Annotated in this window: 21 protein-coding genes, 1 tRNA gene and 1 pseudogene; 3 read left to right on the plus strand and 20 right to left on the minus strand. The window is 57.4% G+C overall.

Annotated features, from left to right (window positions below; all coding sequences use genetic code 11):
- Positions 1–8 precede the first annotated feature (8 nt).
- The 3 genes from ACZ5RG_RS06785 to surE are packed head-to-tail and all read right to left on the minus strand — an operon-like array spanning position 9 to position 2,436.
- Positions 9–845 carry a peptidoglycan DD-metalloendopeptidase family protein gene (locus ACZ5RG_RS06785; RefSeq protein WP_464448099.1) on the minus strand — a complete coding sequence of 279 codons (837 nt, stop codon included), beginning with the start codon at positions 843–845 and terminating at the stop codon, positions 9–11.
- 14 nt (positions 846–859) lie between these two features.
- Entirely contained in the window at positions 860–1,669 is an 810-nt protein-coding gene (locus ACZ5RG_RS06790; RefSeq protein WP_464448100.1) for a protein-L-isoaspartate(D-aspartate) O-methyltransferase, read from the minus strand.
- Positions 1,666–2,436 (minus strand): 5'/3'-nucleotidase SurE, encoded by a 771-nt coding sequence (gene surE, locus ACZ5RG_RS06795; protein WP_298601704.1) that lies wholly within the window; start codon positions 2,434–2,436, stop codon positions 1,666–1,668. The genes ACZ5RG_RS06790 and surE overlap by 4 nt, the downstream gene beginning before the upstream one ends.
- A gap of 168 nt (positions 2,437–2,604) precedes the next feature.
- Between surE and ACZ5RG_RS06800 the strand changes: the two genes are divergently transcribed.
- Complete coding sequence (locus tag ACZ5RG_RS06800; RefSeq protein ID WP_298601707.1) at positions 2,605–3,579, plus strand: NADPH:quinone oxidoreductase family protein; 975 nt, start codon at positions 2,605–2,607, stop codon at positions 3,577–3,579.
- A 138-nt stretch (positions 3,580–3,717) separates the two neighbouring features.
- Here the strand turns inward: ACZ5RG_RS06800 and clpA are convergent, their stop codons facing one another.
- Positions 3,718–6,057, minus strand: coding sequence for an ATP-dependent Clp protease ATP-binding subunit ClpA (gene clpA / locus ACZ5RG_RS06805; RefSeq protein ID WP_464448101.1), 2,340 nt, complete (start codon positions 6,055–6,057; stop codon positions 3,718–3,720).
- 57 nt (positions 6,058–6,114) lie between these two features.
- Positions 6,115–6,474 (minus strand): ATP-dependent Clp protease adapter ClpS, encoded by a 360-nt coding sequence (gene clpS, locus ACZ5RG_RS06810; RefSeq protein WP_019428903.1) that lies wholly within the window; start codon positions 6,472–6,474, stop codon positions 6,115–6,117.
- 156 nt (positions 6,475–6,630) lie between these two features.
- Here clpS and ACZ5RG_RS06815 point away from each other — a divergent pair, with 156 nt between their 5' ends.
- Together ACZ5RG_RS06815 and ACZ5RG_RS06820 are read left to right on the plus strand one after the other, a co-directional pair.
- Positions 6,631–6,891 carry a cold-shock protein gene (locus ACZ5RG_RS06815; RefSeq protein WP_312261802.1) on the plus strand — a complete coding sequence of 87 codons (261 nt, stop codon included), beginning with the start codon at positions 6,631–6,633 and terminating at the stop codon, positions 6,889–6,891.
- Between the two features lie 94 nt (positions 6,892–6,985).
- On the plus strand, positions 6,986–7,480 hold the full coding sequence (locus ACZ5RG_RS06820; RefSeq protein WP_464448102.1) for a DUF192 domain-containing protein: 495 nt from the start codon (positions 6,986–6,988) through the stop codon (positions 7,478–7,480).
- Between the two features lie 35 nt (positions 7,481–7,515).
- On the opposite strand, the gene ACZ5RG_RS06825 is transcribed toward ACZ5RG_RS06820, so the two are convergent.
- From ACZ5RG_RS06825 to cysS, 15 genes and pseudogenes are all read right to left on the minus strand, one after another.
- Complete coding sequence (locus tag ACZ5RG_RS06825; RefSeq protein ID WP_298601721.1) at positions 7,516–7,851, minus strand: DUF1840 domain-containing protein; 336 nt, start codon at positions 7,849–7,851, stop codon at positions 7,516–7,518.
- Positions 7,852–7,874: 23 nt separating this feature from the next.
- Entirely contained in the window at positions 7,875–8,225 is a 351-nt protein-coding gene (locus tag ACZ5RG_RS06830; protein ID WP_019428899.1) for an integration host factor subunit alpha, read from the minus strand.
- 7 nt (positions 8,226–8,232) lie between these two features.
- Positions 8,233–10,662: a phenylalanine--tRNA ligase subunit beta gene (gene pheT / locus ACZ5RG_RS06835; protein ID WP_464448103.1), complete on the minus strand. Its 2,430-nt coding sequence runs from the start codon at positions 10,660–10,662 to the stop codon at positions 8,233–8,235.
- Between the two features lie 69 nt (positions 10,663–10,731).
- A complete protein-coding gene (gene pheS / locus ACZ5RG_RS06840; protein ID WP_464448104.1) occupies positions 10,732–11,769 on the minus strand; it encodes a phenylalanine--tRNA ligase subunit alpha in 1,038 nt (345 codons plus the stop codon).
- 124 nt (positions 11,770–11,893) lie between these two features.
- Positions 11,894–12,256, minus strand: coding sequence for a 50S ribosomal protein L20 (rplT, locus tag ACZ5RG_RS06845; protein WP_026036460.1), 363 nt, complete (start codon positions 12,254–12,256; stop codon positions 11,894–11,896).
- Between the two features lie 25 nt (positions 12,257–12,281).
- On the minus strand, positions 12,282–12,485 hold the full coding sequence (gene rpmI / locus ACZ5RG_RS06850; protein WP_019428895.1) for a 50S ribosomal protein L35: 204 nt from the start codon (positions 12,483–12,485) through the stop codon (positions 12,282–12,284).
- A gap of 135 nt (positions 12,486–12,620) precedes the next feature.
- Positions 12,621–13,217 (minus strand): translation initiation factor IF-3, encoded by a 597-nt coding sequence (gene infC / locus ACZ5RG_RS06855; RefSeq protein WP_081499342.1) that lies wholly within the window; start codon positions 13,215–13,217, stop codon positions 12,621–12,623.
- 86 nt (positions 13,218–13,303) lie between these two features.
- On the minus strand, positions 13,304–15,223 hold the full coding sequence (gene thrS, locus ACZ5RG_RS06860) for a threonine--tRNA ligase (protein ID WP_464448105.1): 1,920 nt from the start codon (positions 15,221–15,223) through the stop codon (positions 13,304–13,306).
- A gap of 205 nt (positions 15,224–15,428) precedes the next feature.
- Positions 15,429–16,786 (minus strand): annotated as a pseudogene (locus ACZ5RG_RS06865) (IS3 family transposase).
- A 411-nt stretch (positions 16,787–17,197) separates the two neighbouring features.
- A tRNA-Ser gene (locus ACZ5RG_RS06870) sits at positions 17,198–17,290 on the minus strand.
- Positions 17,291–17,308: 18 nt separating this feature from the next.
- Positions 17,309–18,571 carry an aspartate kinase gene (locus ACZ5RG_RS06875; RefSeq protein WP_464448106.1) on the minus strand — a complete coding sequence of 421 codons (1,263 nt, stop codon included), beginning with the start codon at positions 18,569–18,571 and terminating at the stop codon, positions 17,309–17,311.
- A 246-nt stretch (positions 18,572–18,817) separates the two neighbouring features.
- Positions 18,818–19,759 (minus strand): tRNA lysidine(34) synthetase TilS, encoded by a 942-nt coding sequence (gene tilS, locus ACZ5RG_RS06880; protein WP_464448107.1) that lies wholly within the window; start codon positions 19,757–19,759, stop codon positions 18,818–18,820.
- A gap of 28 nt (positions 19,760–19,787) precedes the next feature.
- Positions 19,788–20,762 (minus strand): acetyl-CoA carboxylase carboxyltransferase subunit alpha, encoded by a 975-nt coding sequence (locus ACZ5RG_RS06885; protein ID WP_298601074.1) that lies wholly within the window; start codon positions 20,760–20,762, stop codon positions 19,788–19,790.
- A 46-nt stretch (positions 20,763–20,808) separates the two neighbouring features.
- Positions 20,809–21,459 carry a DNA-3-methyladenine glycosylase family protein gene (locus tag ACZ5RG_RS06890; RefSeq protein ID WP_298601077.1) on the minus strand — a complete coding sequence of 217 codons (651 nt, stop codon included), beginning with the start codon at positions 21,457–21,459 and terminating at the stop codon, positions 20,809–20,811.
- The gene (gene cysS / locus ACZ5RG_RS06895) at positions 21,456–22,841 is read right to left on the minus strand and encodes a cysteine--tRNA ligase (protein WP_464448108.1); all 1,386 of its coding nucleotides are present in this window, start codon (positions 22,839–22,841) and stop codon (positions 21,456–21,458) included. Before cysS ends, ACZ5RG_RS06890 begins: the two co-directional genes overlap by 4 nt.
- Between the last annotated feature and the right edge of the window lie 137 nt (positions 22,842–22,978).

A 22,978-nucleotide genomic window follows, 5' to 3' on the forward strand; every position in this document is an offset into this window, starting at 1 on the left:
TGGGCGCCTCAACGGGCTGGCAACAACTTGGCGGGGTCCACGGGCTTGCCTTGCCGGCGCACCTCAAAGTGCAACTTGACTCGGTCCGAGTCGGATTTGCCCATTTCGGCGATCTTCTGGCCTTTGCGTACTTTTTGGTCTTCCTTGACCAACAGCGCCTGGTTGTGCGCGTAAGCCGTCAAGAAGGTGTTGTTGTGCTTGAGGATGATCAAGTTGCCGTAACCCCTCAAGCCTGAACCGGCATAAACCACCTGGCCGTCTGCAGCGGCGCTGACGGGATCACCGGCTTTGCCGGAGATGTCCAAGCCTTTGTTTTTGACTTCGTCAAAGCCAGCAATCAGCGAGCCGCTGGCAGGCCAGATGAAGCCCAAACCTTCGTCATTGGCCGCACCCGTTGAAGCTGGGGCGGATTCTATTTTGGCCGGTGTGGCATTGGCCGATGAATTCGCCGCTGGTGCAATCGGGCGAACCACCACGCCAGCAGTTTCGACCGCACCGCCCGGTGGCGCAACACGCAAGACTTGGCCCACTTCGATCACATCGGGGTTGGTCAGGTTGTTCCAGCGGGCCAGATCACGCGCCCCTTGCCCATTGTCCAAACCGATGCGGGTCAAGGTGTCGCCACGTTGCACGGTGTAATAACCTGGTTTTCCTGCGTTTTCGCTGCCGGGCATGGGCTTGGCAAGCTCTGCCGCTGGCGTTGCCTGGGTTGAAGAAGACGAACGGCCCATGCCAGTCCGGTCCTCCACCGGAGCAGGTACACGCACCGCAGAAGAGCATGCGCTGAGCAGCGCCACAGCCATAGCCATCAAAACCAAGGGACGAGAATGAAAAGATGTAGTCATCGGTATTTACTTGTTCAGGCAACACCTGATTTTAGAGGCACAAAATGCACAGCTTCGAGAACCTGGCGTTCGAACCCTTGTGCCGTTTTCAGAATAACCACCAAGGCTTGGTGCCCTGCAGGTGTGATGGTCGGCGCAATCAAGCGACCACCCACAGCCAGTTGTTCCAGCCACGTGTCCGGCACAGCGTCTCCGCCGGCTGCCGAGATGATGCCCGCATAGGGTGCCCCTTTGGGGTAGCCGAGCATGCCATCCCCAAAAATCAAGTGCACATTGTGCAGCCTGAAAGGCCGCAAGTTGGTTCTGGCCTTTTCGTGCAAGCCGCGCAGGCGCTCGATGCTATAGACCTCGGTGGCCACATGGCTGAGCACGGCGGCTTGGTAGCCACAGCCCGTACCAATCTCGAGAATGCGTCCCAATTTTCCGGGCGCGTCCTGACAAAGCAGTTCAATCATGCGCGCCACCACATTGGGCTTGGAGATGGTTTGTCCCAGGCCAATCGGCAAGCTGGTGTCTTCATAGGCTTGGTTCACCAAGCCGCTTTCGACAAAACGATGCCGCTCCACTTGGCCCATGGCATCGAGGACACGGGTGTCTTTGACGCCCTGCTCTGCCAATTTTCGAACCATGCGTGCGCGAACAGCCCCGGAGTCCAAACCCAGGCCGGACATAGCGGATGCGGTTCTGGGCAAAAGCATGGACGTGGGCGTGGACACGGTCGATGCAACGCGGACAGGTGCCGCCGAAGCCGAAGGTTTGGCGGTGCTAGGCCCAGATGCCCCTGTTTGAGACAACTTGACCGGAAACCCTGGGCGTTGGCTCATGCAGCGCCTTGGGCGGCTAAACGGTCCAGCGTGTGTGACCAGTGGTCGAGGTGCGCGTGATCGGTCAAGTCGACCTTGAGCGGCGTCACCACCACATGGCCCAAACCCGCAGCATGAAAGTCAGTGCCTTCACTGTCGTCCATTGCAGGGCCCGCGTTGCCGATCCAGTACATGGTCTGGCCACGAGGATCAACCTGGGTGATCACGGGATCAGCAGCATGACGCCGGCCCAAACGGCAAAGCTTGGCGGCTTTGATTTGCGCCAAGGGCAAGTTGGGAATGTTCACATTCAACAGCCACGGCTTGGTCGCCACCAGATCACCCGCCTGCATTTGTTGAACGAGTTCTTTGACTTTGGCGGCTGCAGAGTCGACGTGCGCCCAACCTTTGTCGATTTGAGACACCGCCATGGCAGGAATGCCGAACAGATAGCCTTCCATGGCCGCGCCCACGGTGCCCGAATAAAGGGTGTCGTCACCCATGTTCGCGCCGTTGTTGATGCCGGAAATCACCAGGTCGGGCCGATAGCCCAACAAGCCGGTCAGCGCAATGTGCACGCAATCAGCGGGCGTGCCATTGACGTAGCGAAAGCCATTCTCCGCACGGTGCACATACAAAGGGGTGTGCAAGGTCAACGCGTTGGATTTGGCACTGTTGTTGTGCTCGGGCGCAACCACTTCCACTTCGGCAATGGTTTTCAGCGCCTCATAAAGGGCCACGATCCCTTCGGCGCGAAAGCCATCGTCGTTGGAAATGAGAATTTTCATGCTGTGTCCCGTTCAATTGTTTTGATTGTAGGCGGCAGCCCCCGCCTTTTGATCGATCATTGGCCGTTTTTGACAGTCTGGAATTGGTCGCTCGGGGGACATGGCCGAGCCACGTCGACTGCCTAAGATGCATGCCATCAAACAAAGAACCCAACAAGGAGAAGTTGCATGCACGCTTGGCTTTGCGAGAACCCGGTCGGGGTTGACGCGCTCACCTGGAAAGAACTGCCCACGCCAACGCCGGGGCCTGGTCAAGTCCTGATTCAAATTGAAGCCGCTAGCCTGAATTTTCCGGATTTGCTGATCGTTCAAAACAAATACCAGATGAAGCCCGAGCTGCCTTTTGTGCCGGGCTCTGAATACGCGGGTGTGGTGCAAGCCATTGGCGACGGGGTTACACACCTCAAAGTGGGACAAAGCGTGGCCTGCCTGTCGGGCACAGGCGGCTTTGGCACCCACACCTTGGCACCCGCCAAGCTCTGCATGCCCTTGCCCGCAGGTTTTTCGGCCGTCGATGGTGCCGCCTTCATCATGACGTACGCCACCTCTCACCACGCACTGGTGGACCGTGCAGGCCTGAAAGCTGGTGAAACGGTGCTTGTGCTGGGCGCGGCTGGAGGTGTGGGCACTGCCGCCATCCAGATCGCCAAGGCCATGGGGGCCATAGTGATTGCAGCGGCGTCAACCGACGAAAAATGCGCCCTTTGCAAGTCACTTGGCGCTGACGCCACCCTCAATTACAGCCGCGAGAACCTGCGCGAAGCCCTGAAAACACTCACCGAAGGCCGTGGCCCGGATGTGATCTATGACCCTGTGGGTGGCGATCTGGCAGAGCCAGCGTTTCGCGCCATCGCCTGGCGCGGGCGCTACCTGGTGGTGGGTTTTGCGGGTGGCCCCATCCCCGCCCTGCCCTTGAACCTGCCTTTGCTCAAAGGTGCATCCTTGGTAGGGGTCTTTTGGGGTGATTTCGCCAGGCGCGAACCACAAGCCAATGCGGCCATGATGGGCGAACTGGCGCAGTGGTACGGGCAAGGCAAGATCAAACCCGTCATTGACCGCACGATGCCCATGAACGACTTGAAGGCGGCCTACACCTTGATGGGCTCGCGCAGCGTCAAAGGCAAGCTGGTTATGGTCAATTGACCTGAGTGCACACAACGCGGCACCGCGTGTTGCGCGAAGCTCAAGCGTGAGCGAGAACGCCTTCATGCCCGGCGCATAAAAAAAGGAGGCCATTAGGGCCTCCTTTTTTGTTGCCTTGCGGCGCAGACCGACAGAGGGTCAGTTGGCCGTGGCTTCCTCGGGCTCTGTGGGCTCAGACCGTGAAGCACGGCTTTCCTTCTTGGGGGTGGGCGTGATGTCCAACAACACCTCGTCCTTGTCGTCGATGTCCACCGTCAGACGACCGCCATCGGTCAAACGTCCAAACAGCAGTTCGTCAGCCAATGCCTTGCGGATGGTGTCCTGAATCAGGCGCTGCATCGGGCGTGCACCCATGAGCGGATCGAAGCCTTTCTTGCCCAAGAACTTGCGCAATTTGTCGGTGAAGGTGACCTCCACTTTCTTCTCGCTCAGTTGCTGCTCCAGTTGCAACAAGAACTTGTCCACCACACGCAAAATGATCTGCTCGTCCAGCGGCTTGAAGCTGACCATGGCATCCAGGCGGTTGCGGAACTCGGGAGTGAACAAGCGTTTGATGTCGCTCATCTCGTCACCTGCCTGGCGCGGGTTGGTAAAGCCAATGGTGGCCTTGTTCATGGTCTCGGCACCCGCGTTGGTAGTCATGATGATGATCACATTGCGGAAGTCGGCCTTGCGTCCGTTGTTGTCGGTCAAGGTGCCGTGGTCCATGACCTGCAAGAGCACGTTGTAAATGTCCGGATGGGCTTTTTCGATTTCGTCGAGCAAGAGCACGCAATGCGGCTTCTTGGTCACGGCCTCGGTCAGCAAGCCACCTTGGTCAAAACCCACATAACCCGGGGGCGCACCGATCAGGCGACTCACTGCGTGACGTTCCATGTACTCGGACATGTCGAAGCGGATCAGGTCAATGCCCAAAATGTAGGCGAGTTGTTTGGCCGCTTCTGTCTTGCCCACGCCTGTAGGACCAGAGAACAAGAAAGAACCAATCGGCTTGTCGGTCTTGCCCAGGCCCGAACGGGCCATCTTGACAGCCGACGCCAGCACTTCGAGGGCTTTGTCTTGGCCGAACACCACCGACTTGAGGTCGCGCTCGATGGTCTGCAGTTTGCTGCGGTCGTCGTTGGACACGTTGGCTGGCGGAATGCGGGCGATCTTGGCCACGATGTCTTCGATCTCGGCCTTGCCAATGGTCTTTTTGCGCTTGGATGCGACCTGAATGCGTTGGGCGGCACCGGCCTCGTCGATCACGTCAATCGCCTTGTCGGGCAACTGACGGTCATTGATGAACTTGGCGGACAACTCGGCCGCAGCTTGCAAAGCAGCAATCGTGTACTTGACGCTGTGGTGGTCTTCAAAACGGCTTTTGAGGCCTTTGAGAATGTCCACAGTCTCGGACACGGTGGGCTCGACCACGTCCACTTTCTGGAAGCGGCGGCTCAAAGCAGCGTCTTTTTCAAAGATGCCACGGTATTCGGTGAAAGTGGTCGCGCCAATGCACTTGAGCTGACCGCTGGACAGCGCAGGTTTGAGCAAGTTGGAGGCATCCAAGGTGCCACCCGAAGCAGCCCCTGCACCAATCAGCGTGTGAATTTCGTCAATGAACAAGATGCCATTGGGCTTGTCCTTGAGCGACTTCAAAACGCCTTTGAGGCGTTGCTCAAAATCACCGCGGTACTTGGTACCCGCCAGCAATGCGCCCATATCGAGCGAATACACCGTCGCTTCGGCCAAGATCTCGGGCACGGTGCCTTGGGTGATGCGCCAGGCTAGGCCCTCGGCAATCGCGGTTTTGCCCACGCCCGCCTCGCCCACCAGCAGCGGGTTGTTCTTGCGGCGGCGGCACAAAATCTGGATCGTGCGTTCAACTTCGTACTCGCGGCCGATCAGGGGATCAATTTTCCCTTCCTTGGCTGCTTGATTCAGGTTGTTCGTGAACTGTTCCAAAGGCGATGCTTTTTCGCTGCGATCACCCCCAGCACTGCCCTCTTCGCCTTCGTTACTGGTGGGGTTTTCGGCCGATTTGGCAGCTTCTGGCGGGTCACTTTTGCGGATGCCATGGGCGATGAAATTGACCACATCCAGGCGGGTGATGCCCTGCTGGTGCAGGTAATAAACCGCATGCGAGTCTTTTTCGCCAAAAATGGCCACCAGCACGTTGGCGCCATTCACTTCTTTTTTGCCGCTGCCTGTCGACTGCACATGCATGATGGCGCGTTGAATGACCCGCTGAAAGCCCAAGGTAGGCTGGGTGTCGACCTCTTCTGTCCCAGCGACCTGGGGCGTGTTGTCCTTGATGAAGTTGCTCAAGGCTTTGCGCAGATCGTCGATGTTGGCCGCACACGCACGCAAGACTTCCGCTGCACTGGGGTTGTCCAGCAAAGCCAAAAGCAGGTGCTCAACGGTGATGAATTCGTGGCGCTGCTGACGGGCCTCTACAAAGGCCATGTGCAAGCTGACTTCCAATTCTTGGGCAATCATGTGATTTCCTTTTTGCCTTGCTGAGAGAGATAAAGACGATGTGGGGGGTAAGCCCCACTATTCAATAGGTTCACTGACGCATTGCAGCGGATGGCCGGCCTGTTTGGCAGCATCCAGCACCTGGTCGACCTTGGTCGCCGCCACGTCGCGGGAATAAACCCCGCAAATGCCTTTGCCGTCCAGGTGGATCTTGAGCATGATTTGCGTAGCCGCTTCGCGGTCTTTGCTGAAAAACTCTTGTATCACCATCACCACGAATTCCATGGGGGTGTAGTCATCGTTCAGCATCGCCACCTGGTACATCTGGGGCGGTTCAATTTTTTGGGCGCGTCGTTCGAGCACCACCGAATTGCCACCATCGGGCGTTCGGGGTGTCACGGTCGGCAGCGTGGGATTTGCAGGTTTTTTCGTTGCCATGATTTCATTCTATCGAGCCTTTCAAGCCCTTTGAGACCGGGGTCTGAAAAGACTTTGATGCCAGCAGTCCAAAATCTGCCTCCCCCGGGAAAACCTCACATTGACAAAATTGACAAGCGCGATTCACACTGAGGCCAACAATAACGGAGACATCGTATGCCCAGTGGTACGGTTAAATGGTTCAACGATGCCAAAGGTTTCGGATTCATCCAGCCCGATGGGGGCGGCCCTGACGCCTTTGCCCACTTTTCAGCCATCCAGTCTGAAGGGTACAAGAGCCTGAAAGAAGGCTCCAGGGTCAGTTTTGAGCTAACGGAAGGTTCAAAAGGGCTGATGGCTGCAAACATCCTGGCTGAAAACGCCAATCCAGAGGCGGCTTTGCAGACCGCTGAAAAAAGCCCAGACCCTGGCGCATGAAATTCATGGGCTTGGTGGCAGACCCCAAGGCCAAAAAGCACCGCCAAGCCGTTATCCTGTGAAGCTTGTTATACGGACCAGCTTGCTTCTCAACATGAACCTCACTGCTCTATTTGCTTTATTGCCCGGTCGCAAATTGCATCGCACATGCGCCTTGGCCTTGGCCTTGGCCTTGGCGTCGCTGACTTTGTCCGTCTTCGCCCAAGAAACGCCACAGCTGCAATTGCCTCGGACCAAGCTGAATGCGGGCATGCACGTGCTGGATGTGCAGCTTGCCCAGACCAACGAACAAAGACAAATTGGCCTGATGTGGCGCAAGGAAATGCCCCAGCACGAAGGCATGTTGTTCGTATTTGAACAACCGGCCACGCAGTGCTTCTGGATGAGAAACACCTTAATTCCACTGTCTGCGGCCTTTGTCGCCGACGATGGCACCATTGTGAACATCGCCGACATGAAACCCCAAAGCGATGACTCTCACTGCTCGGAAAAGCCCGTGCGCTACGTTCTGGAAATGAATGTGGGCTGGTTTGCCAAACGCCAACTCAAAGCGGGCTACAAATTGAGCGGCGCTGCCTTCACACGCTGACCCTCAAAAACGATGGGCCGGGTCTGGGGTCTTGTTCAAACGCCCCAAACCACGTCAGACTTTTCAACCAAACAGCGCTTGAGCAGTTTGAGCATGGGTGCTGCACGCTGAGCCAAGCTGACGGTGTTCAAAGGCACGGATTCATCGTCCTCACCAGAAATCAGGGTCTGGGCCTTCTCTGCGCCTTGTTTTCTGTCTGACTCATCTTGCGCCACCGCCGATTCGAGTGCCGCGATCGCTCGCGACAAATCGTTAGATTGAACAATCCCTTTGACAGGGTCATCACCAAGGATGATTTTGAGCAAGCGGCGGGCATCTGCTTCCAGCATGATGAGGTCGCTGGTCGCCTGAGATTTGAATTTGAACAACATGCTGAGCTCCTGATGTGAGGGATTCAGCGGCCCACCATCTCCACGCCTTCGTCTTCATCGGTATCGCCCTGAATCAAGGCTTTGAGTTTATGGCTGGCATGGAAGGTGGCGACACGACGTGCATCAATGGGAATCAATTCTCCGGTCCTTGGATTGCGTCCGGGACGTGCTGCCTTGGTGCGGATCTGGAAGTTGCCAAACCCGGAAATCTTGACGTCATCACCCGAGATCAGGCTGTCCACAACCAAGTCAAAGAACGCATCGACCATGTCCTTGGACTCGCGCTTGTTCAAACCGATCTGCTCAAACAGCAAATCGGCGAGGTGCGCCTTGGTCAGCGCAGGGGTTTCCAGCGATTCAAAACTGATTTGCATGGTGACCTCAGGAGCGCAATCGGGCAGCGACTTGCTGCGTCAACTGAGCCAGCACGGCGCTCATGACCGATTCGATCTGTGCCTCAGTCAGTGTGGCCTCGTCGCTGTGCAAGCTCAGGCGCACAGCCAGGCTTTTCTCACCCACGACCAAACCACCAGCCGATTCGGCTTTGGGGCGGTAGATGTCAAACAAAACAGCATCACGCAGCAAGCCTTGTGTCGGCGCCGTGTGGATGGCCTGCATCAGTTGGGCGTGCGTCACTTGTTCGTTCACGATGACCGCGATATCACGTTCGACCGATTGGTGCTTGGCCACCGCCTGGGCCACAGGCACAAGGCGTGCAATGACCGCATCCAGCGACAACTCGAAAACCACAGGTGCGCTGGGCAGTTCCCACGCCTGACGCCACCGGGGGTGCAATTCGCCCACATGGCCAACCAGCTCGCCATCCACCAGCACCTGGGCCGAGCGGCCGGGGTGCAGTGCGGGGTGTTCAGCGGCCACAAACTCTGCTTTGCGCGGGGCCAACAACTTTTCCACATCGGCCTTCACGTCGTAAAAGTCGACGTTGCGGGACTTGCCTTGCCAACCCAGAGGTGCCTCGGGGCCCCAGGCCATACCAGCCACGCGCATGGGTTGATCAAATCCTTCCACGGTGGTGTCGGTGCTTTGCATGGCCGCGTTGCGCAGGAACACACGGCCCAGCTCGAACACGCGCACGCGGTCAGCCTTGCGGTCGGCATTGAACTTGACGACCTGCAGCAGCGAGCCGATCAGGCTCGAGCGCATCACACTCATCTGACTGGCAATCGGGTTGAGCAATCGGATCGGGCTGGCATTGCCCGCCAAATCACGTTCCCAGTTTTCTTCGACGAAGCTGTAATTGATGGTTTCTTGGTAGCCCAAAGCCGCTATAGCGCGGCGCACAGCAGACGGGCTGCGCTCGGTCTCGCGGCGCACCTTGGCGGTGATGGGGGCCAGCGGGGGGTTGGTGGGCAGGTTGTTGTAGCCCACCATGCGGGCGACTTCTTCGATCAGGTCTTCCTCGATCTGCAAATCAAAGCGGAAGCTCGGCGGCGTCACGGTGACCGTGCCCTCACCTTCGCTCACTTGCAGGCCCAATCCACGCAATGCGTCAGCGCATTGCGCTTGGGTCAAGGGCATGCCGATGACCTTGACCGCACGGGCCACGCGCAGCGTGACGGGGGTGGTCGCAGGGATGTTCAAGATCTGGTCGTCGATGGGGCCGACCTTTGTCTCGGGCGTGCCGCAAATGTCCAACACCAGTTGGGTGATGCGCTCGATGTGCTCCACCGTCAGCTGCGGGTCAACCCCGCGCTCAAAACGGTGCCCAGCATCGGTCGAAAAGTTGTAGCGGCGCGAACGGCCGGCGATGGCGCTGGGCCACCAAAAAGCGGCTTCGATGTAGATGTTTTGCGTGTCATTCGACACCGCAGTGGCGTCACCACCCATGATGCCAGCCAGTGACTCGACCTGGCTGTCGTCGGCAATCACGCCCACTTGCCCGTCCACGGTCACGGTATTGCCGTTGAGCAGCTTGAGCGATTCACCCGACTTGCCCCAACGCACTTGCAGACCGCCATGGATTTTGTCGAGGTCGAAAATGTGCGAGGGACGCCCGAACTCGAACATCACGTAATTGGAGATGTCGACCAAGGGACTGACGCTGCGCTGGCCACAACGGGCCAAACGGTCGACCATCCATGCAGGTGTTTGTGCTTGGGTGTTCACGCCCTTGACCACGCGGCCACTGAAACGACCACACAAGTCGCTGGCTAGTACCTGGACGCCCAATTTGTCGTTGATCTGACTGGCCACAGCCGGGAAAGTCGGGGCTTTCAACGGCGCACCGGTCAGTGCCGCGACTTCACGGGCGATGCCATACACGCTCAGGCAATGCGCCAAATTGGGCGTGAGCTTGAGCGTCATCAGCGTGTCGTCCAGATTCAGATACTGTCGAATGTCCTGCCCCAAAGGTGCATCTGCGGGCAACTCCAGCAAGCCACCGTGGTCATCCGCAATTTTCAGTTCTTTGGCCGAGCACAGCATGCCCTGGCTCTCGACACCACGCAACTTACCGACCTTGATGACAAAAGGTTTGCCGTCTTCGCCGGGGGGCAATTCAGCGCCCACCATGGCGCAAGGCACGCGAATGCCCACGCGGGCATTGGGCGCACCACAGACGATGTTGAGCAGACTGCCCTGCCCCACATCCACCTGGCACACGCGCAGGCGGTCGGCGTTGGGGTGCTGCACGGCTTCCTTGATTTCACCAATCACGATCTTGGTGAATGGCGGGGCCACGGGCTCAAGCTCTTCCACTTCAAGGCCGGCCATGGTCAGGGTGTCGGCCAGTTGCTGGGTCGTCAGGGACGGGTTGCAGAACTCGCGCAACCAAGATTCAGGAAATTGCATTTTCAGAACTCACTTCGTTTCGCTGCCGTGCACTCACCAGGTCAGCGTTCGGGAATAACAGGAAGAGGCTTACTGGAATTGGCTCAGGAAACGCACGTCGCCGTCAAAGAACAGGCGCAAATCGTTCACGCCGTAGCGCAGCATCGTGAAACGGTCCATGCCCATGCCAAAGGCAAAGCCGATGAACTGCTCGGGGTCGAGACCCATGTTGCGCACCACGTTGGGGTGCACTTGGCCAGAGCCGCCCACTTCAAGCCAGCGACCGGCCAATGGACCGTTTTGGAACTGGATGTCGATCTCAGCGCTGGGTTCGGTAAAGGGGAAAAAGCTGGGGCGAAAGCGCAAAACCAGATCGTCGCTTTCAAAGAAAGTGCGGCAGAAATCGGTGACCACGACCTTGAGGTCCTTGAAGCTCACGTTCTCGCCGATCCAAAGGCCTTCACACTGGTGGAACATGGGCGAATGGGTGGCGTCGCTGTCCACACGGTAAGTGCGACCGGGTGCGATGACGCGTATTTCAGGCATGCCCTGGCCCGCATCAAGTTGGTTGCGGTAATGCTTAACGTGCTGCACCGCGTGGCGGATTTGCATTGGGCTGGTGTGGGTTCGCAGCAAGTGACCGCCTTCGACGTAGAAGGTGTCGTGCATGGAACGGGCTGGGTGGTCTTCGGGCGTATTGAGCGCGGTGAAGTTGAACCAGTCGGTTTCGATCTCAGGGCCTTGGGCCACTTCAAAACCCATGGAGCCAAGAATTTGCTCCACGCGTTCGAGCGTGAGTGAGACGGGGTGCAAACCGCCCACATTGCCGCTGCGGCCTGGAAGTGTCACATCCAGCGCTTCGGCCTTGAGCTGCGCCTGCAGTTCGGCGTCGGCCAAGGCTTGGCGGCGGTCGTTCAACGCGCCCTCAATCGCCTGCTTGGCGATGTTGATGGCCGCACCACGGGTTTTCTTATCTTCCACGCTGAGAGCAGCCATGCCCTTCATCAACTCTGTGATGCGACCGGATTTGCCCAAAAACTGGGCTTTTGCGTTTTCGAGGTCAGCAGGTGTCAGTGCCTGCGCAAAACTCTGGCGTGCAGATTCGACCAGGGTGTCCAGCTCGTTCATGGTGTGGGAGATCGGTGATTGATCTGTGAATAGGGGAATAAAAAAGGGATTGAAGCTTTTGTGAGCCCCAATCCCTTTGATCGAGTGCGTGACATGAGCCCGAAGGCACATCTCACTCATGGACTCAAGCTGCAGCCAGTTTGGCCTTGACTTGGTTCACGATGCCAGCAAAAGCGGCCTTGTCGTGCACGGCGATATCCGCCAGCATCTTACGGTCGATTTCGATAGCCGCCTTCTTCAGGCCGTTGGCGAACTGGCTGTAGGTCAGACCGCATTCACGCGCAGCGGCGTTGATACGGGCAATCCACAACTGACGGAACACACGCTTTTTGGTGCGGCGGTCACGGTAGGCATATTGGCCAGCCTTCATCACCGCCTGTTTGGCGATGCGGAAGACATTACCGCGGCGACCGCGGAAACCTTTTGCAAGGGCCAGGACTTTCTTGTGACGGGCGCGTGCCGTTACACCACGTTTAACGCGAGGCATATTTCTTCTCCTTGTTCGTCAGTAATTACAGGCCAGCCATGGGCAGCATTTGTGCGATGTGACCCATATTGGTCTCATGCACAGCCACTGCACCGCGAAGGTGGCGCTTGTTTTTGGTGGTCTTCTTGGTCAGGATGTGACGTTTGAAGGCTTGGCCGCGTTTAACGGTTCCACCGGGACGAACACGGAAGCGCTTTTTAGCACTGCTTTTGGTCTTCATCTTGGGCATGTCAATGCTCCTTTAATTGTGCTCGTGAGGCGTCTGCAAAATCTTTGCAGCCTTGTTGGCCCCGAGCCACTTTTAACAAAAGCCACCCGAAGGAGGCTTTTGATTTGACCCACCCGAGGGCAGATCAAACTCTTGTCAAACCGATTCTGTCGGCGCTGCAGCATCTGCTGCTTTGCCACCTGCCGGTTTTTTACGTCCTGGCGCGATCATCATGATCATCTGACGACCTTCGAGCTTAGGGAACTGCTCGACGATGATGGAATCGGCCAATTCGTCGCGAATCCGGTTCAGCAATGCGATGCCCAATTCTTGGTGGGTAATCTCACGGCCACGGAAACGCAAGGTAATCTTGCATTTATCGCCATCTGCCAAAAAGCGGCGGATGTTGCGCATCTTGATGTTGTAGTCACCATCATCGGTACCGGGACGGAATTTAACTTCCTTGATGTCAATGACCGTTTGCTTGGCTTTGGCTTCTGCCGCACGCTTTTGCTCTTGGTACTTGAATTTGCCGTAGTCCATCAGACGACAAACAGGTGGGTTGGCAGTGGCGGCAATTTCAACCAGATCCACGTCCATCTCACCTGCCATGCGCAGGGCTTCGGCCAAGGACAAAATGCCCAATGGCTCATTTTCAGGGCCGGAAACACGCACCTCAGGGGCCATGATTTCACGGTTCAAACGGTGTTTACGTTCTTCGCGGTGGCGACGATCACGAAATTCGGTAGCGATGACTCAATCCTTTACGGAACAAAACTGCGACATGCAGCTCATCCATCTTTGTGCCCACGGGCCAAAGCTTGTGGCGAAAATCACCTTCAGGCTTTAGAAGCGATGTCGGCAGCAATGAGTTCAATGAACGCATCGATCGACATCACACCGAGGTCTTTGTTGCCTCGGGCGCGCACTGCGACGGTACCTGCTGCCTTTTCCTTGTCGCCTGCGACGAGGATGTAAGGCAGCTTTTGCAACGAATGCTCACGTATTTTATACGTGATTTTCTCGTTACGCAGGTCCAAATCGACCCTAAGGCCTTGATTTGACACTGATTTTTGCAGTTTTGCAGCGATTTCGCGACAGTAATCAGACTGTGCATCGGTGATGTTCAAGACAGACACCTGAATAGGCGCCAACCAAGTTGGCAAGGCACCAGCATGCTGTTCGACCAAAATACCGATGAAACGCTCCATGCTGCCCACAATGGCGCGGTGCAAGATCACGGGACGCTGTCGTGAGCCGTCTTCGGCCACATATTCGGCGTCCAAGCGCTCGGACAAGTTGAAATCGACCTGAATCGTGCCGCACTGCCATTCACGGCCAATCGCATCTTTCAGGGTGTATTCGATCTTCGGACCGTAGAAAGCACCGTCCCCCTCAGAGATCACGAAGTCGCAACCCGAGTGACGCAGGCTGTCCATCAAGGCTTTTTCGGCCTTGTCCCACAACTCATCGGAGCCAATGCGTGCAGCCGGACGGGTTGACACTTTATAGAGGATGTTGGTGAAGCCGAAATCGGCGTACACCTTCTTGAGCACCTTGGTGAAGGTGTCGCACTCAGGCAGGATTTGGTTTTCGGTACAAAAGATGTGCCCGTCGTCTTGCGTAAAGCCACGCACACGCATGATGCCGTGCAAGCCGCCCGATGGCTCATTGCGGTGGCACTGGCCAAACTCGCCATATCGCAAAGGCAAATCACGGTAACTCTTGATGCCTTGCTTGAAGATCAGAATGTGCCCAGGGCAGTTCATCGGTTTGAGCGCGTAGTCACGCTTTTCCGACTCGGTCGTGAACATGTTGTCGCGGTATTTGTCCCAGTGACCGGTTTTCTCCCACAAGGATTTGTCCAGAATTTGGGGGCCTTTAACCTCTTGATAACCGCTGTCACGGTAGACCTGACGCATGTACTGCTCCACAGTCTGCCAGACGGTCCAGCCCTTGGGATGCCAGAACACCAGGCCGGGGGCGTGCTCATCGATATGGAACAAGTCCAATTCGCGGCCCAGCTTCCGGTGGTCGCGCTTTTCGGCCTCTTCTAGGCGCGTCAAATACAGCTGCAAGTCTTCCTTGCTGGCCCAAGCAGTGCCATACACGCGCTGCAGCATTTCGTTCTTGCTGTCGCCGCGCCAATATGCACCGGCCACCTTCATCAACTTGAAATGCTTGAGCTTGCCGGTGCTGGGCACGTGTGGGCCACGGCACAGGTCTTCAAAATCACCTTCGCGGTACAGGCTGACTTCTTGGTCTGCCGGAATGCTGCCGATGATCTCGGCCTTGTAGTTTTCGCCCATCGCCTTGAAGTGCGCGACAGCCTCGTCACGGGGCAAAACACGACGCAACACCGGCTCGTCTTTCGCAGCCAGTTCGCTCATGCGTTTTTCAATCGCGACCAAATCTTCTGGCGTGAACGGGCGGCTGTACGAAAAGTCGTAATAAAAGCCGTTGTCGATCACCGGCCCGATCGTGACTTGCGCCTCTGGAAACAAAGACTTGACGGCATAGGCCAGCAAGTGAGCGGAGGAATGACGGATCAACTCAAGGCCTTCGGGATCCTTGGCCGTGACGATGGCCAGCTTGGAATCGGCGGTCATGCTGAAACTGGTGTCCACCAATTGGCCATTGACCTTGCCCCCCAGCGCGGCCTTGGCCAAGCCTGCGCCAATTGAAGCCGCGACCTCGGCCACCGTGACCGGGCCTGGAAACTCGCGCAATGAACCGTCGGGAAGAGTGATCTGAACCATGTGTGTACAAGTAAAAAAGCGCGGCAAAGGCCGCGCTTGAAAGGAACATCTAAACGCTAAGGGTAGATTTTAGCCGCCCTCGCCTTCAGCCTTTTGACAAGTCGATCAGCAGAACTGCTCTTCTTCAGTAGAACCGGCCAGGGCTTTCTGAATCGCCCCGGATTTGAACTGACCCCCAGAAGTTGGACGGTTGAGCTTCCGCCAACTAAGCGGTGCTTCTCAGCCGGTACTCCACCGGGCTGAGTCCTTTCAATCTGAGCTTGATGCGCTCATGGTTGTAGTAGCGGACGTAATCATGCACGCCTGCTTCAAGTTCATCAACGCTATTGGGTGGTGCAAGATGAAAATACTCGGCCTTTAGGGTGCCGAAGAAGCTTTCAATTACCGCGTTGTCAAAGCAGTTCCCCTTGCGGCTCATACTTTGCTTGACTCCACGCTGCGCAAGCATCGCTCGATAGGGCTGCATCTTGTAGTGCCAGCCTTGGTCAGAGTGAACGATCAGCCCCGCAGTGCACTCGGTCCGCGAAAGCGCTTCCTGCAGAGTGCTGGCAACCAGCTCGTAAACGGGACGTCTGGCCATTTTGTGCGCGACGATCTCGCCGTTGTAAAGGTCCATGCAGGCCGACAGATAGCGCTTGTTACCATGCACATTGAACTCGGTGATGTCTGTCGCCCATTTCTGGTTTGGCGCGGTTGCACAAAAGTCGCGTTCCAGTACGTTCGGCACTTGCTCATCGCTCATACCAGAGACATGCCTGGAGCGCTTCTTCGCCCGGATCACCGCGCGCAGCCCCATCTTCTGCATCAGCCGTTGTACGCACTTGTGGTTGACCGGTTCCGCCATTGAATTGCTCAGCGCCGCCGTAATTCTTCTGTATCCGTAGCGACCCTTGTGCTCTTCATAGATGGCGCGGATCTTAGGCTCCATGGCGCTTTGTGGGTTTGCTCGCTGCGCAGCGTGGCACTGGTAATAGAACGTACTACGTGCCAAGCCTGCTACCCGCAGTAAGTCCGCCAATTTATATTGCTGCCTCAATCCGGCAATCAGACGCGCTTTGTCGACGCAGCTGATATCGTGGACCGAATCAAGGCTTGCAATTTTTTTAAGTACGCCACCTCCGCGCGTAGTCGCTCGTTCTCTTCGCGCAAGGCCTGCGCCGAATCGGTGATGGCCGCGCTTGGCGGCACTGGGCCTCGTTGTTCATTCTTTATACTGGAGTGCTCTTGTTCCCAGGTCCCGAGGGCCTCCACGCCGCCTTCATCAAGTTTGCGTCGCCAGGTCACGACTTGGTTGGGATTGCGGATGTCATAGATCGCCGCAACCTGCCGGCTAGAAAGCTGCTCACGGTCCTGATGGGACAGCACCTGCAACTTGAACTGCGCACTGTACTTGCTGCGCTTGGGTCGTAGCCCGTCAATGCCGTGCAGGCGGAAGTGGCTCACCCAGGTGCGGATCTTCTCCTCAGGCACTAACCAATGCCGCGCCAGTAGCTTCGCTCCGCCGTCCCCTTCCAAAAAGCTCTTGACAACCTTGAGCTTGAACTCGGTTTGGTACTTCCTCATGAAACCCCTTTAAGTTTGTCCAACTTCTGGGGGTCAGTTCAAACCCGGGGCGATTCAATTTATGTGGATGGACAATTATTGCAAGACCAATCCACTGGAAAAGGCAAGCGGCGGTGCTTTAAAGCTTTACATTGAACTACTACAAAGAAGAACCACAGGCCGGGGAGATTGTGAAACTTGGCTAACACATTGAAAAGTAGACAACTGACTTTTTAGAGCTATCTTCTATTTACAAATTACATAGCTGTCGACGGAATTAACGATGGAAAGGCGCAGGTTGGCTGTGTCAAGGTAATTAGCAAAATTCACGATCGCCAACAATTCGATCAGCCAAGTGGTTACACAAATGGTGACTTGGCTGGAGCACAAAAGAAAAAACCCCAAGTGAATGAATCACTTAGGGTTTGGTCTTGGCGGAAACGGAGGGATTCGAACCCTCGATGAGGCTCTACACCCCATACTCCCTTAGCAGGGGAGCACCTTCGGCCACTCGGTCACGTTTCCAGTGGGTCAAATTATAACTTAGGCTTGATCCAAATCGAAGGCTTTGTGCAGTGCACGCACAGCCAATTCCATGTATTTTTCGTCGATCACGACCGAGGTCTTGATTTCAGAGGTGGAAATCATCTGGATGTTGATGCCCTCTTCGCTCAAGCTGCGGAACATCTTGCTGGCCACGCCCACATGGCTGCGCATGCCAATGCCGACGATGGACACTTTGCAGATTTTGGCGTCGCCAGCCACTTCGGCAGCACCCAATGCAGGCAAGACTTTTTCCTTGAGCAGGTCAATGGTCTTGGCGTAGTCGTTGCGGTGAACGGTGAAGCTGAAGTCGGTCTTGCCGTCTTTGCTCAGGTTCTGAATGATCACGTCCACTTCGATGTTGGCATCGGCCACTGCGCCCAAAATTTGGTAGGCAATGCCAGGCTTGTCAGGCACGCCCAACACGGAGATTTTGGCTTCGTCGCGGTTGAATGCGATGCCGGAAACGACGGCTTGTTCCATTTGTTCGTCTTCCTCAAAAGTGATCAGGGTGCCGGATGCGGCTTCTTCGTTGATGTCGATGTCCCAAGGCGTGAAGCTCGACAGCACACGCATGGGCACTTTGTATTTGCCGGCAAATTCGACCGAGCGGATTTGCAGGACTTTGGAGCCGAGCGATGCCATCTCCAGCATTTCTTCAAAGCTCACGGTTTGCAGGCGACGCGCTTCGGGCACCACGCGAGGGTCGGTCGTGTACACGCCGTCCACGTCGGTGTAAATCAAGCATTCGTCGGCTTTAAGGGCTGCAGCCACGGCCACGGCCGAGGTGTCAGAGCCGCCACGGCCGAGGGTGGTGATGTTGCCATCGCCGTCCACACCCTGAAAGCCTGTGATGATCACGACCTTGCCAGCGTTCAGGTCGGCCCGAACGCGCGCATCGTCGATCGATTCGATGCGGGCTTTGGTGAAGGCACTGTTGGTCTTGATGGGCACTTGCCAACCGGCGTAGCTGACCGAAGGCTGGCCTTCGGATTGCAGTGCAATGGCCAACAGGGCCGACGAAGCTTGCTCGCCTGTGGAGGCCAGCATATCGAGCTCGCGGCTGTAGGCGTCGCCGGGTTTGGCGGGCGCCAGCTCTTTGGCCAAGCCCAGCAAACGGTTGGTTTCGCCGCTCATGGCGCTGGGGACCACCACGATCTGGTGGCCAGCACGCGCCCATTTGGCCACGCGCTTGGCGACATTGCGGATGCGCTCGGTCGAGCCCATCGAGGTGCCGCCGTATTTGTGAACGATCAAAGCCATGTGTAGTTCTGAAGATAAAAAGAAAGCAGGCGCAGGTTTCAAAAACAATCGAATCCCGTACTGCCAACGTTAAAAGGGGTTTAGGCCCCGGCAAAGCCCGTCAATTGTACCAACCGAGCAGCCCCCTTCGTGACCGACAAGCCCGGCGACAAGACAGTTCTATGCCATTCGCCGAGCCGGGCTTGATCAGGGCTTTGTCGAACCCGCCGACGCGGGCCACCAGCGCCGAAAAAGGCATGGCCAAGATCAAGTTGTGTATGACAAACAAGCCCCTTCCCGCTGAACAAAGCCTTGCCCCACTTTCAAGTGCAAACGATGGCCTCGGGTGGTGCAAGCGGCCACCTGGTCAAGAAGCTCATGGAGCTGGGCTGTGCTGGGCGTGCTGGCGTGATGCAGTCGCAACCAATGGCGCAGCACCAGCGCCTGACGAGCGCGGCTGAGCGACTGCAAGGCTTCAATGCGCGGCGGCACGCCAATGAGCAACAGGTCTTGAGCGGCTACCTCATTCAAGACTTCTTGTGCTTGCGCGGCGTGCGCGGCGCTGCGGGCAAACGTGTCCCGAAACGCGGGCAGCGCATCGGCCAAGGCGGGCAGCACACGAGCACGAATGCGGTTGCGGGTGAACTTTTCATCGATGTTGCTCGGATCCTCGACCCAGCTTTGGCCCCGACTTTGCAAGTCGTCGCGCAAGGCCGCCCCCGGCACGGCCAGCCATGGCCGATGCCAGTGCAAGCCCAGGCGCTGCCAATGCGCGGGCATGCTGGCCAAACCGGGCAGGCCTGAGCCGCGCGACAAGGCGATGAGCAAGGTTTCGATCTGGTCATCGGCATGCTGGGCCAGCGCCACGTCTTGCACCTCGGGCCATTCGGTGCGCACCGCTTCGGCCAGCGCCTGGTAACGGGCTTTGCGGGCGGCGTCTTCGGGGCTTTGGCCGGGGGTATGGTGGGCCTGCACGCGGCGCACGGCCAATGGCACGCCCAGCTGCAAGCAAAGCGCCCGGCAATGCGCCTCAAAATCATCGGCCGCATTTTGCAAGCCGTGGTGAATGTGCACCGCCCTCACCTGCCCCGGCCAGCGGCGGGCGCAGGCCAAGAGCAAGGCGGTCGAGTCGGCACCGCCGCTGAAAGCCACTGCAAAAGGAAGGCCCGGGCTGAAATCAGCCAGGGCCTGTTCGGGTGATTGCGCCATGGTGAAGCCCGAAGGCTTTGCTGCGGGCTTACTTGCCCGCTTTGGTGTCGGTAAAGCGGCCGTAACTGTTCAGGCGCTCATAACGGCGCTCCAGCAGCTCTTTGGGCTTGAGGTCAGCCACTTGACGCCAGGCATCACCCAAGGCGCGTTTGAGGAAAGACACCATTTGCTCTGGGTCACGGTGTGCGCCGCCCACGGGTTCGTTGACGATTTTGTCGACCAGGTTCAAGGCTTTCAGGCGGTGCGCGGTGATGCCCAAGGCATCGGCAGCCACCTCGGCTTTGTCGCTGGTTTTCCACAAAATCGAGGCACAGCCTTCGGGACTGATGACCGAGTACACCGAATATTGCAGCATCAGCACCTGGTCGGCCACCGAAATGGCCAATGCGCCACCGGAGCCGCCTTCGCCAATGATGGTGGTGATGATGGGCACTTCGAGCTGCGCCATCTCAAAAATATTGCGGCCAATGGCCTCAGACTGACCGCGCTCTTCGGCGTCGATGCCGGGGTAGGCGCCTGGCGTGTCCACAAAGGTGAACACCGGCAACTTGAATTTTTCGGCGGTTTTCATGAGGCGCAGCGCTTTGCGGTAGCCCTCGGGTTTGCTCATACCAAAGTTGCGCAAAGTGCGCTCTTTGGTGTCGCGCCCTTTTTGCTGGCCCAGCACCATGCAAGCCTGGCCATTGAAACGGGCCAAGCCGCCCACGATCGAGAGATCGTCGGCAAAGTGGCGGTCGCCGTGCATCTCGACAAAGTCGGTGAAGATGCCGTTGATGTAGTCCAGCGTGTAAGGGCGCTCAGGGTGACGTGAGATTTTGGTGACCTGCCAAGGCGTCAGGTCGCTGTAGATGTCTTTGGTCAGTTGCTGGCTTTTCTTGCTCAGCTGCTCGATTTCGAGGGTGATGTCCACCGCCGACTCCGACTGCACGTAGCGCAACTCTTCGATCTTGGCTTCGAGTTCGGCAACGGGTTGCTCAAAGTCGAGAAATGTTTTTTTGGCCAAGTTTTACTCCTCTGTTCATGATCCGGGTGGACGCCTCGTCCAGCCCTCAATACGCCACTGGCACGGGGTCCAGCGAGCGCCAAATATACCAAGTTGCCACGGTCGAATAAGGACTCCAGGCTTGGGCCACCTCACGGGCGTCGCTGCGGCTGACCGGTTCGCCCGAAAAATAGTTGCGGCTGATGCCATTGATCAGGCCCACATCGTCCAGCGGCAGCACATTGGGCCGCAAGAGGTGGAAGATCAAGAACATCTCGGCCGTCCAGCGGCCAATGCCCCGAATGGCAACCAGTTCGTCGATGATGGCTTCGTCGTCCATCTCTTGCCAGGCCTTGACGTGCACCGTGCCCGAGCTGAAATGCATGGCCAGGTCCACCAAATATTCGACTTTGCGGGCCGACAAACCGGCGGCTCGCATGTCGTCCACCTTGAGCTTAAGCACAGCGGCCGGCGTGAGTCGCTTGGGCAACACCGAAAATCGGTCCCAGACCGATTGGGCAGCTTTCACCGAAATTTGCTGGCCCACGATGGAGCGCGCCAAGGTCACGAACGCATCGCCTCGGGTTTCCAGAATGGCATCGCCAAACTGGGGGATCAGCTTTTTCATGACCCGGTCTTTTTTGGCCAGGTGTGCACAGGCCTCTGCCCAATAAGCGGGCGTGACGGGAATCACATCAGGAATGGCGACCACCGTCACTGCGCGGCCTCCCAAGTGGTCCCGGCGGCCGAGTCTTTGAGCACAATGCCCTGAGCCAACAAGTCGTTCCGAATGCGGTCAGCCTCGGCGAAGTTCTTGGCCTTTTTGGCGTCTGCCCGGGCCTGAATTTGCACCTGAATGGCGGCTTCGTCCAGCCCGGCACCGGCTTGCAAATACGCCGTCGGATCGGTTTGCAACAAGCCCAGCAATGCGCCCAGGCTTTTCAGCAAACCAGAACGCTCGGCCGAGCCGCTGCGGTTGACTTCGCTGGCCAGCTCGAACAACACAGACACCGCTTCGGGCGTGCCAAAGTCTTCGTCCATGGCGGCTTTGAAGCGGGCTGCCAAAGGGTCGGCCCAATCGATCTGCACGTCGGCTGGCGGCACTGCTTGAAGGGCGGTGTACAAGCGCTTCAACGCGCCTTTGGCGTCGTTCAGGTGCACATCGCTGTAATTGAGCGAACTGCGGTAGTGACTGCGCACGATGAAAAAGCGCACGGTCTCGGCGTCGAACGCTTTCAGGACATCGCGGATGGTGAAGAAGTTGCCCAGACTCTTAGACATCTTCTCGTTGTCCACATTGATAAAGCCGTTGTGCATCCAAAAACGCGCCAGCGGCTGCCCGTTGGCGCCTTCGCTTTGGGCAATTTCGTTTTCGTGGTGCGGAAACTGCAAGTCGGCCCCGCCGCCATGAATGTCAAAGGTCTGCCCCAAAAGCTCGCAAGCCATGGCAGAGCACTCGATGTGCCAACCCGGACGGCCCGTGCCGAAGGGGCTGGCCCATTTGACGTCTTCGGGCTCAGTGGGCTTGGCGCTTTTCCAGAGCACGAAGTCCAGAGGGTCGTTCTTCGCGCCCTCTTCCGTGTTCACGGCCACGCGTTCACCCGCATTCAACTCGTCCAGCGACTTGCCCGACAACTTGCCGTAACCCGGGAACTTGCGCACGGCGTAGTTCACATCGCCGTTGCCAGCGCGGTACGCCAGGCCTTTTTGCTCCAGCGTGCCAATCATGCTCAGCATGTGCGGCACGTAGTCGGTGGCGCGGGGTTCGTGCTGAGGGCGTTCAATGCCCAAAGCGTCGGCATCCTGGTGCAGCGCGTCGATCATGCGGTCGGTCAGGTTGCGGATGGTTTCGCCGTTTTCGAGTGCACGTTTGATGATTTTGTCGTCAATATCGGTCACATTGCGCACATAGGTCACTTTGTAACCACTGGCCTTGAGCCAGCGCTGCACCACATCAAACGCGATCATCGAGCGGGCATGGCCCAAGTGGCACAGGTCATACACCGTCATGCCACAAACGTACATGCGCACATGGCCAGGCTCGGCAGGCGAAAACTCGGACACAGCACGGCTCAGCGTGTTGAAAATGCGCAGACTCATGTCAAATCAAAGAAATTTCGGAACACAAAAAACCTACAAGGCAACGATCAGCACCGAGGGCTGAAAGGGCAAGAGGGAAGCAGGAGATTCAGCTTAAAAGCAGCCGCCTTACACATGGGCAGCAGGTCTCGAAGGCA

The organism is Limnohabitans sp. TEGF005 (assembly GCF_055394835.1).

Excerpts from the sequence above, each read along its gene's own strand:
- ACZ5RG_RS06785 (WP_464448099.1), bottom strand. The coding sequence starts at position 845 with ATGACTACATCTTTTCATTCTCGTCCCTTGGTTTTGATGGCTATGGCT.
- ACZ5RG_RS06790 (WP_464448100.1), bottom strand. The coding sequence starts at position 1,669 with ATGAGCCAACGCCCAGGGTTTCCGGTCAAGTTGTCTCAAACAGGGGCA.
- surE (WP_298601704.1), bottom strand. The coding sequence starts at position 2,436 with ATGAAAATTCTCATTTCCAACGACGATGGCTTTCGCGCCGAAGGGATC.
- ACZ5RG_RS06800 (WP_298601707.1), top strand. The coding sequence starts at position 2,605 with ATGCACGCTTGGCTTTGCGAGAACCCGGTCGGGGTTGACGCGCTCACC.
- clpA (WP_464448101.1), bottom strand. The coding sequence starts at position 6,057 with ATGATTGCCCAAGAATTGGAAGTCAGCTTGCACATGGCCTTTGTAGAG.
- clpS (WP_019428903.1), bottom strand. The coding sequence starts at position 6,474 with ATGGCAACGAAAAAACCTGCAAATCCCACGCTGCCGACCGTGACACCC.
- ACZ5RG_RS06815 (WP_312261802.1), top strand. The coding sequence starts at position 6,631 with ATGCCCAGTGGTACGGTTAAATGGTTCAACGATGCCAAAGGTTTCGGA.
- ACZ5RG_RS06820 (WP_464448102.1), top strand. The coding sequence starts at position 6,986 with ATGAACCTCACTGCTCTATTTGCTTTATTGCCCGGTCGCAAATTGCAT.
- ACZ5RG_RS06825 (WP_298601721.1), bottom strand. The coding sequence starts at position 7,851 with ATGTTGTTCAAATTCAAATCTCAGGCGACCAGCGACCTCATCATGCTG.
- ACZ5RG_RS06830 (WP_019428899.1), bottom strand. The coding sequence starts at position 8,225 with ATGCAAATCAGTTTTGAATCGCTGGAAACCCCTGCGCTGACCAAGGCG.
- pheT (WP_464448103.1), bottom strand. The coding sequence starts at position 10,662 with ATGCAATTTCCTGAATCTTGGTTGCGCGAGTTCTGCAACCCGTCCCTG.
- pheS (WP_464448104.1), bottom strand. The coding sequence starts at position 11,769 with ATGAACGAGCTGGACACCCTGGTCGAATCTGCACGCCAGAGTTTTGCG.
- rplT (WP_026036460.1), bottom strand. The coding sequence starts at position 12,256 with ATGCCTCGCGTTAAACGTGGTGTAACGGCACGCGCCCGTCACAAGAAA.
- rpmI (WP_019428895.1), bottom strand. The coding sequence starts at position 12,485 with ATGCCCAAGATGAAGACCAAAAGCAGTGCTAAAAAGCGCTTCCGTGTT.
- thrS (WP_464448105.1), bottom strand. The coding sequence starts at position 15,223 with ATGGTTCAGATCACTCTTCCCGACGGTTCATTGCGCGAGTTTCCAGGC.
- ACZ5RG_RS06875 (WP_464448106.1), bottom strand. The coding sequence starts at position 18,571 with ATGGCTTTGATCGTTCACAAATACGGCGGCACCTCGATGGGCTCGACC.
- tilS (WP_464448107.1), bottom strand. The coding sequence starts at position 19,759 with ATGGCGCAATCACCCGAACAGGCCCTGGCTGATTTCAGCCCGGGCCTT.
- cysS (WP_464448108.1), bottom strand. The coding sequence starts at position 22,841 with ATGAGTCTGCGCATTTTCAACACGCTGAGCCGTGCTGTGTCCGAGTTT.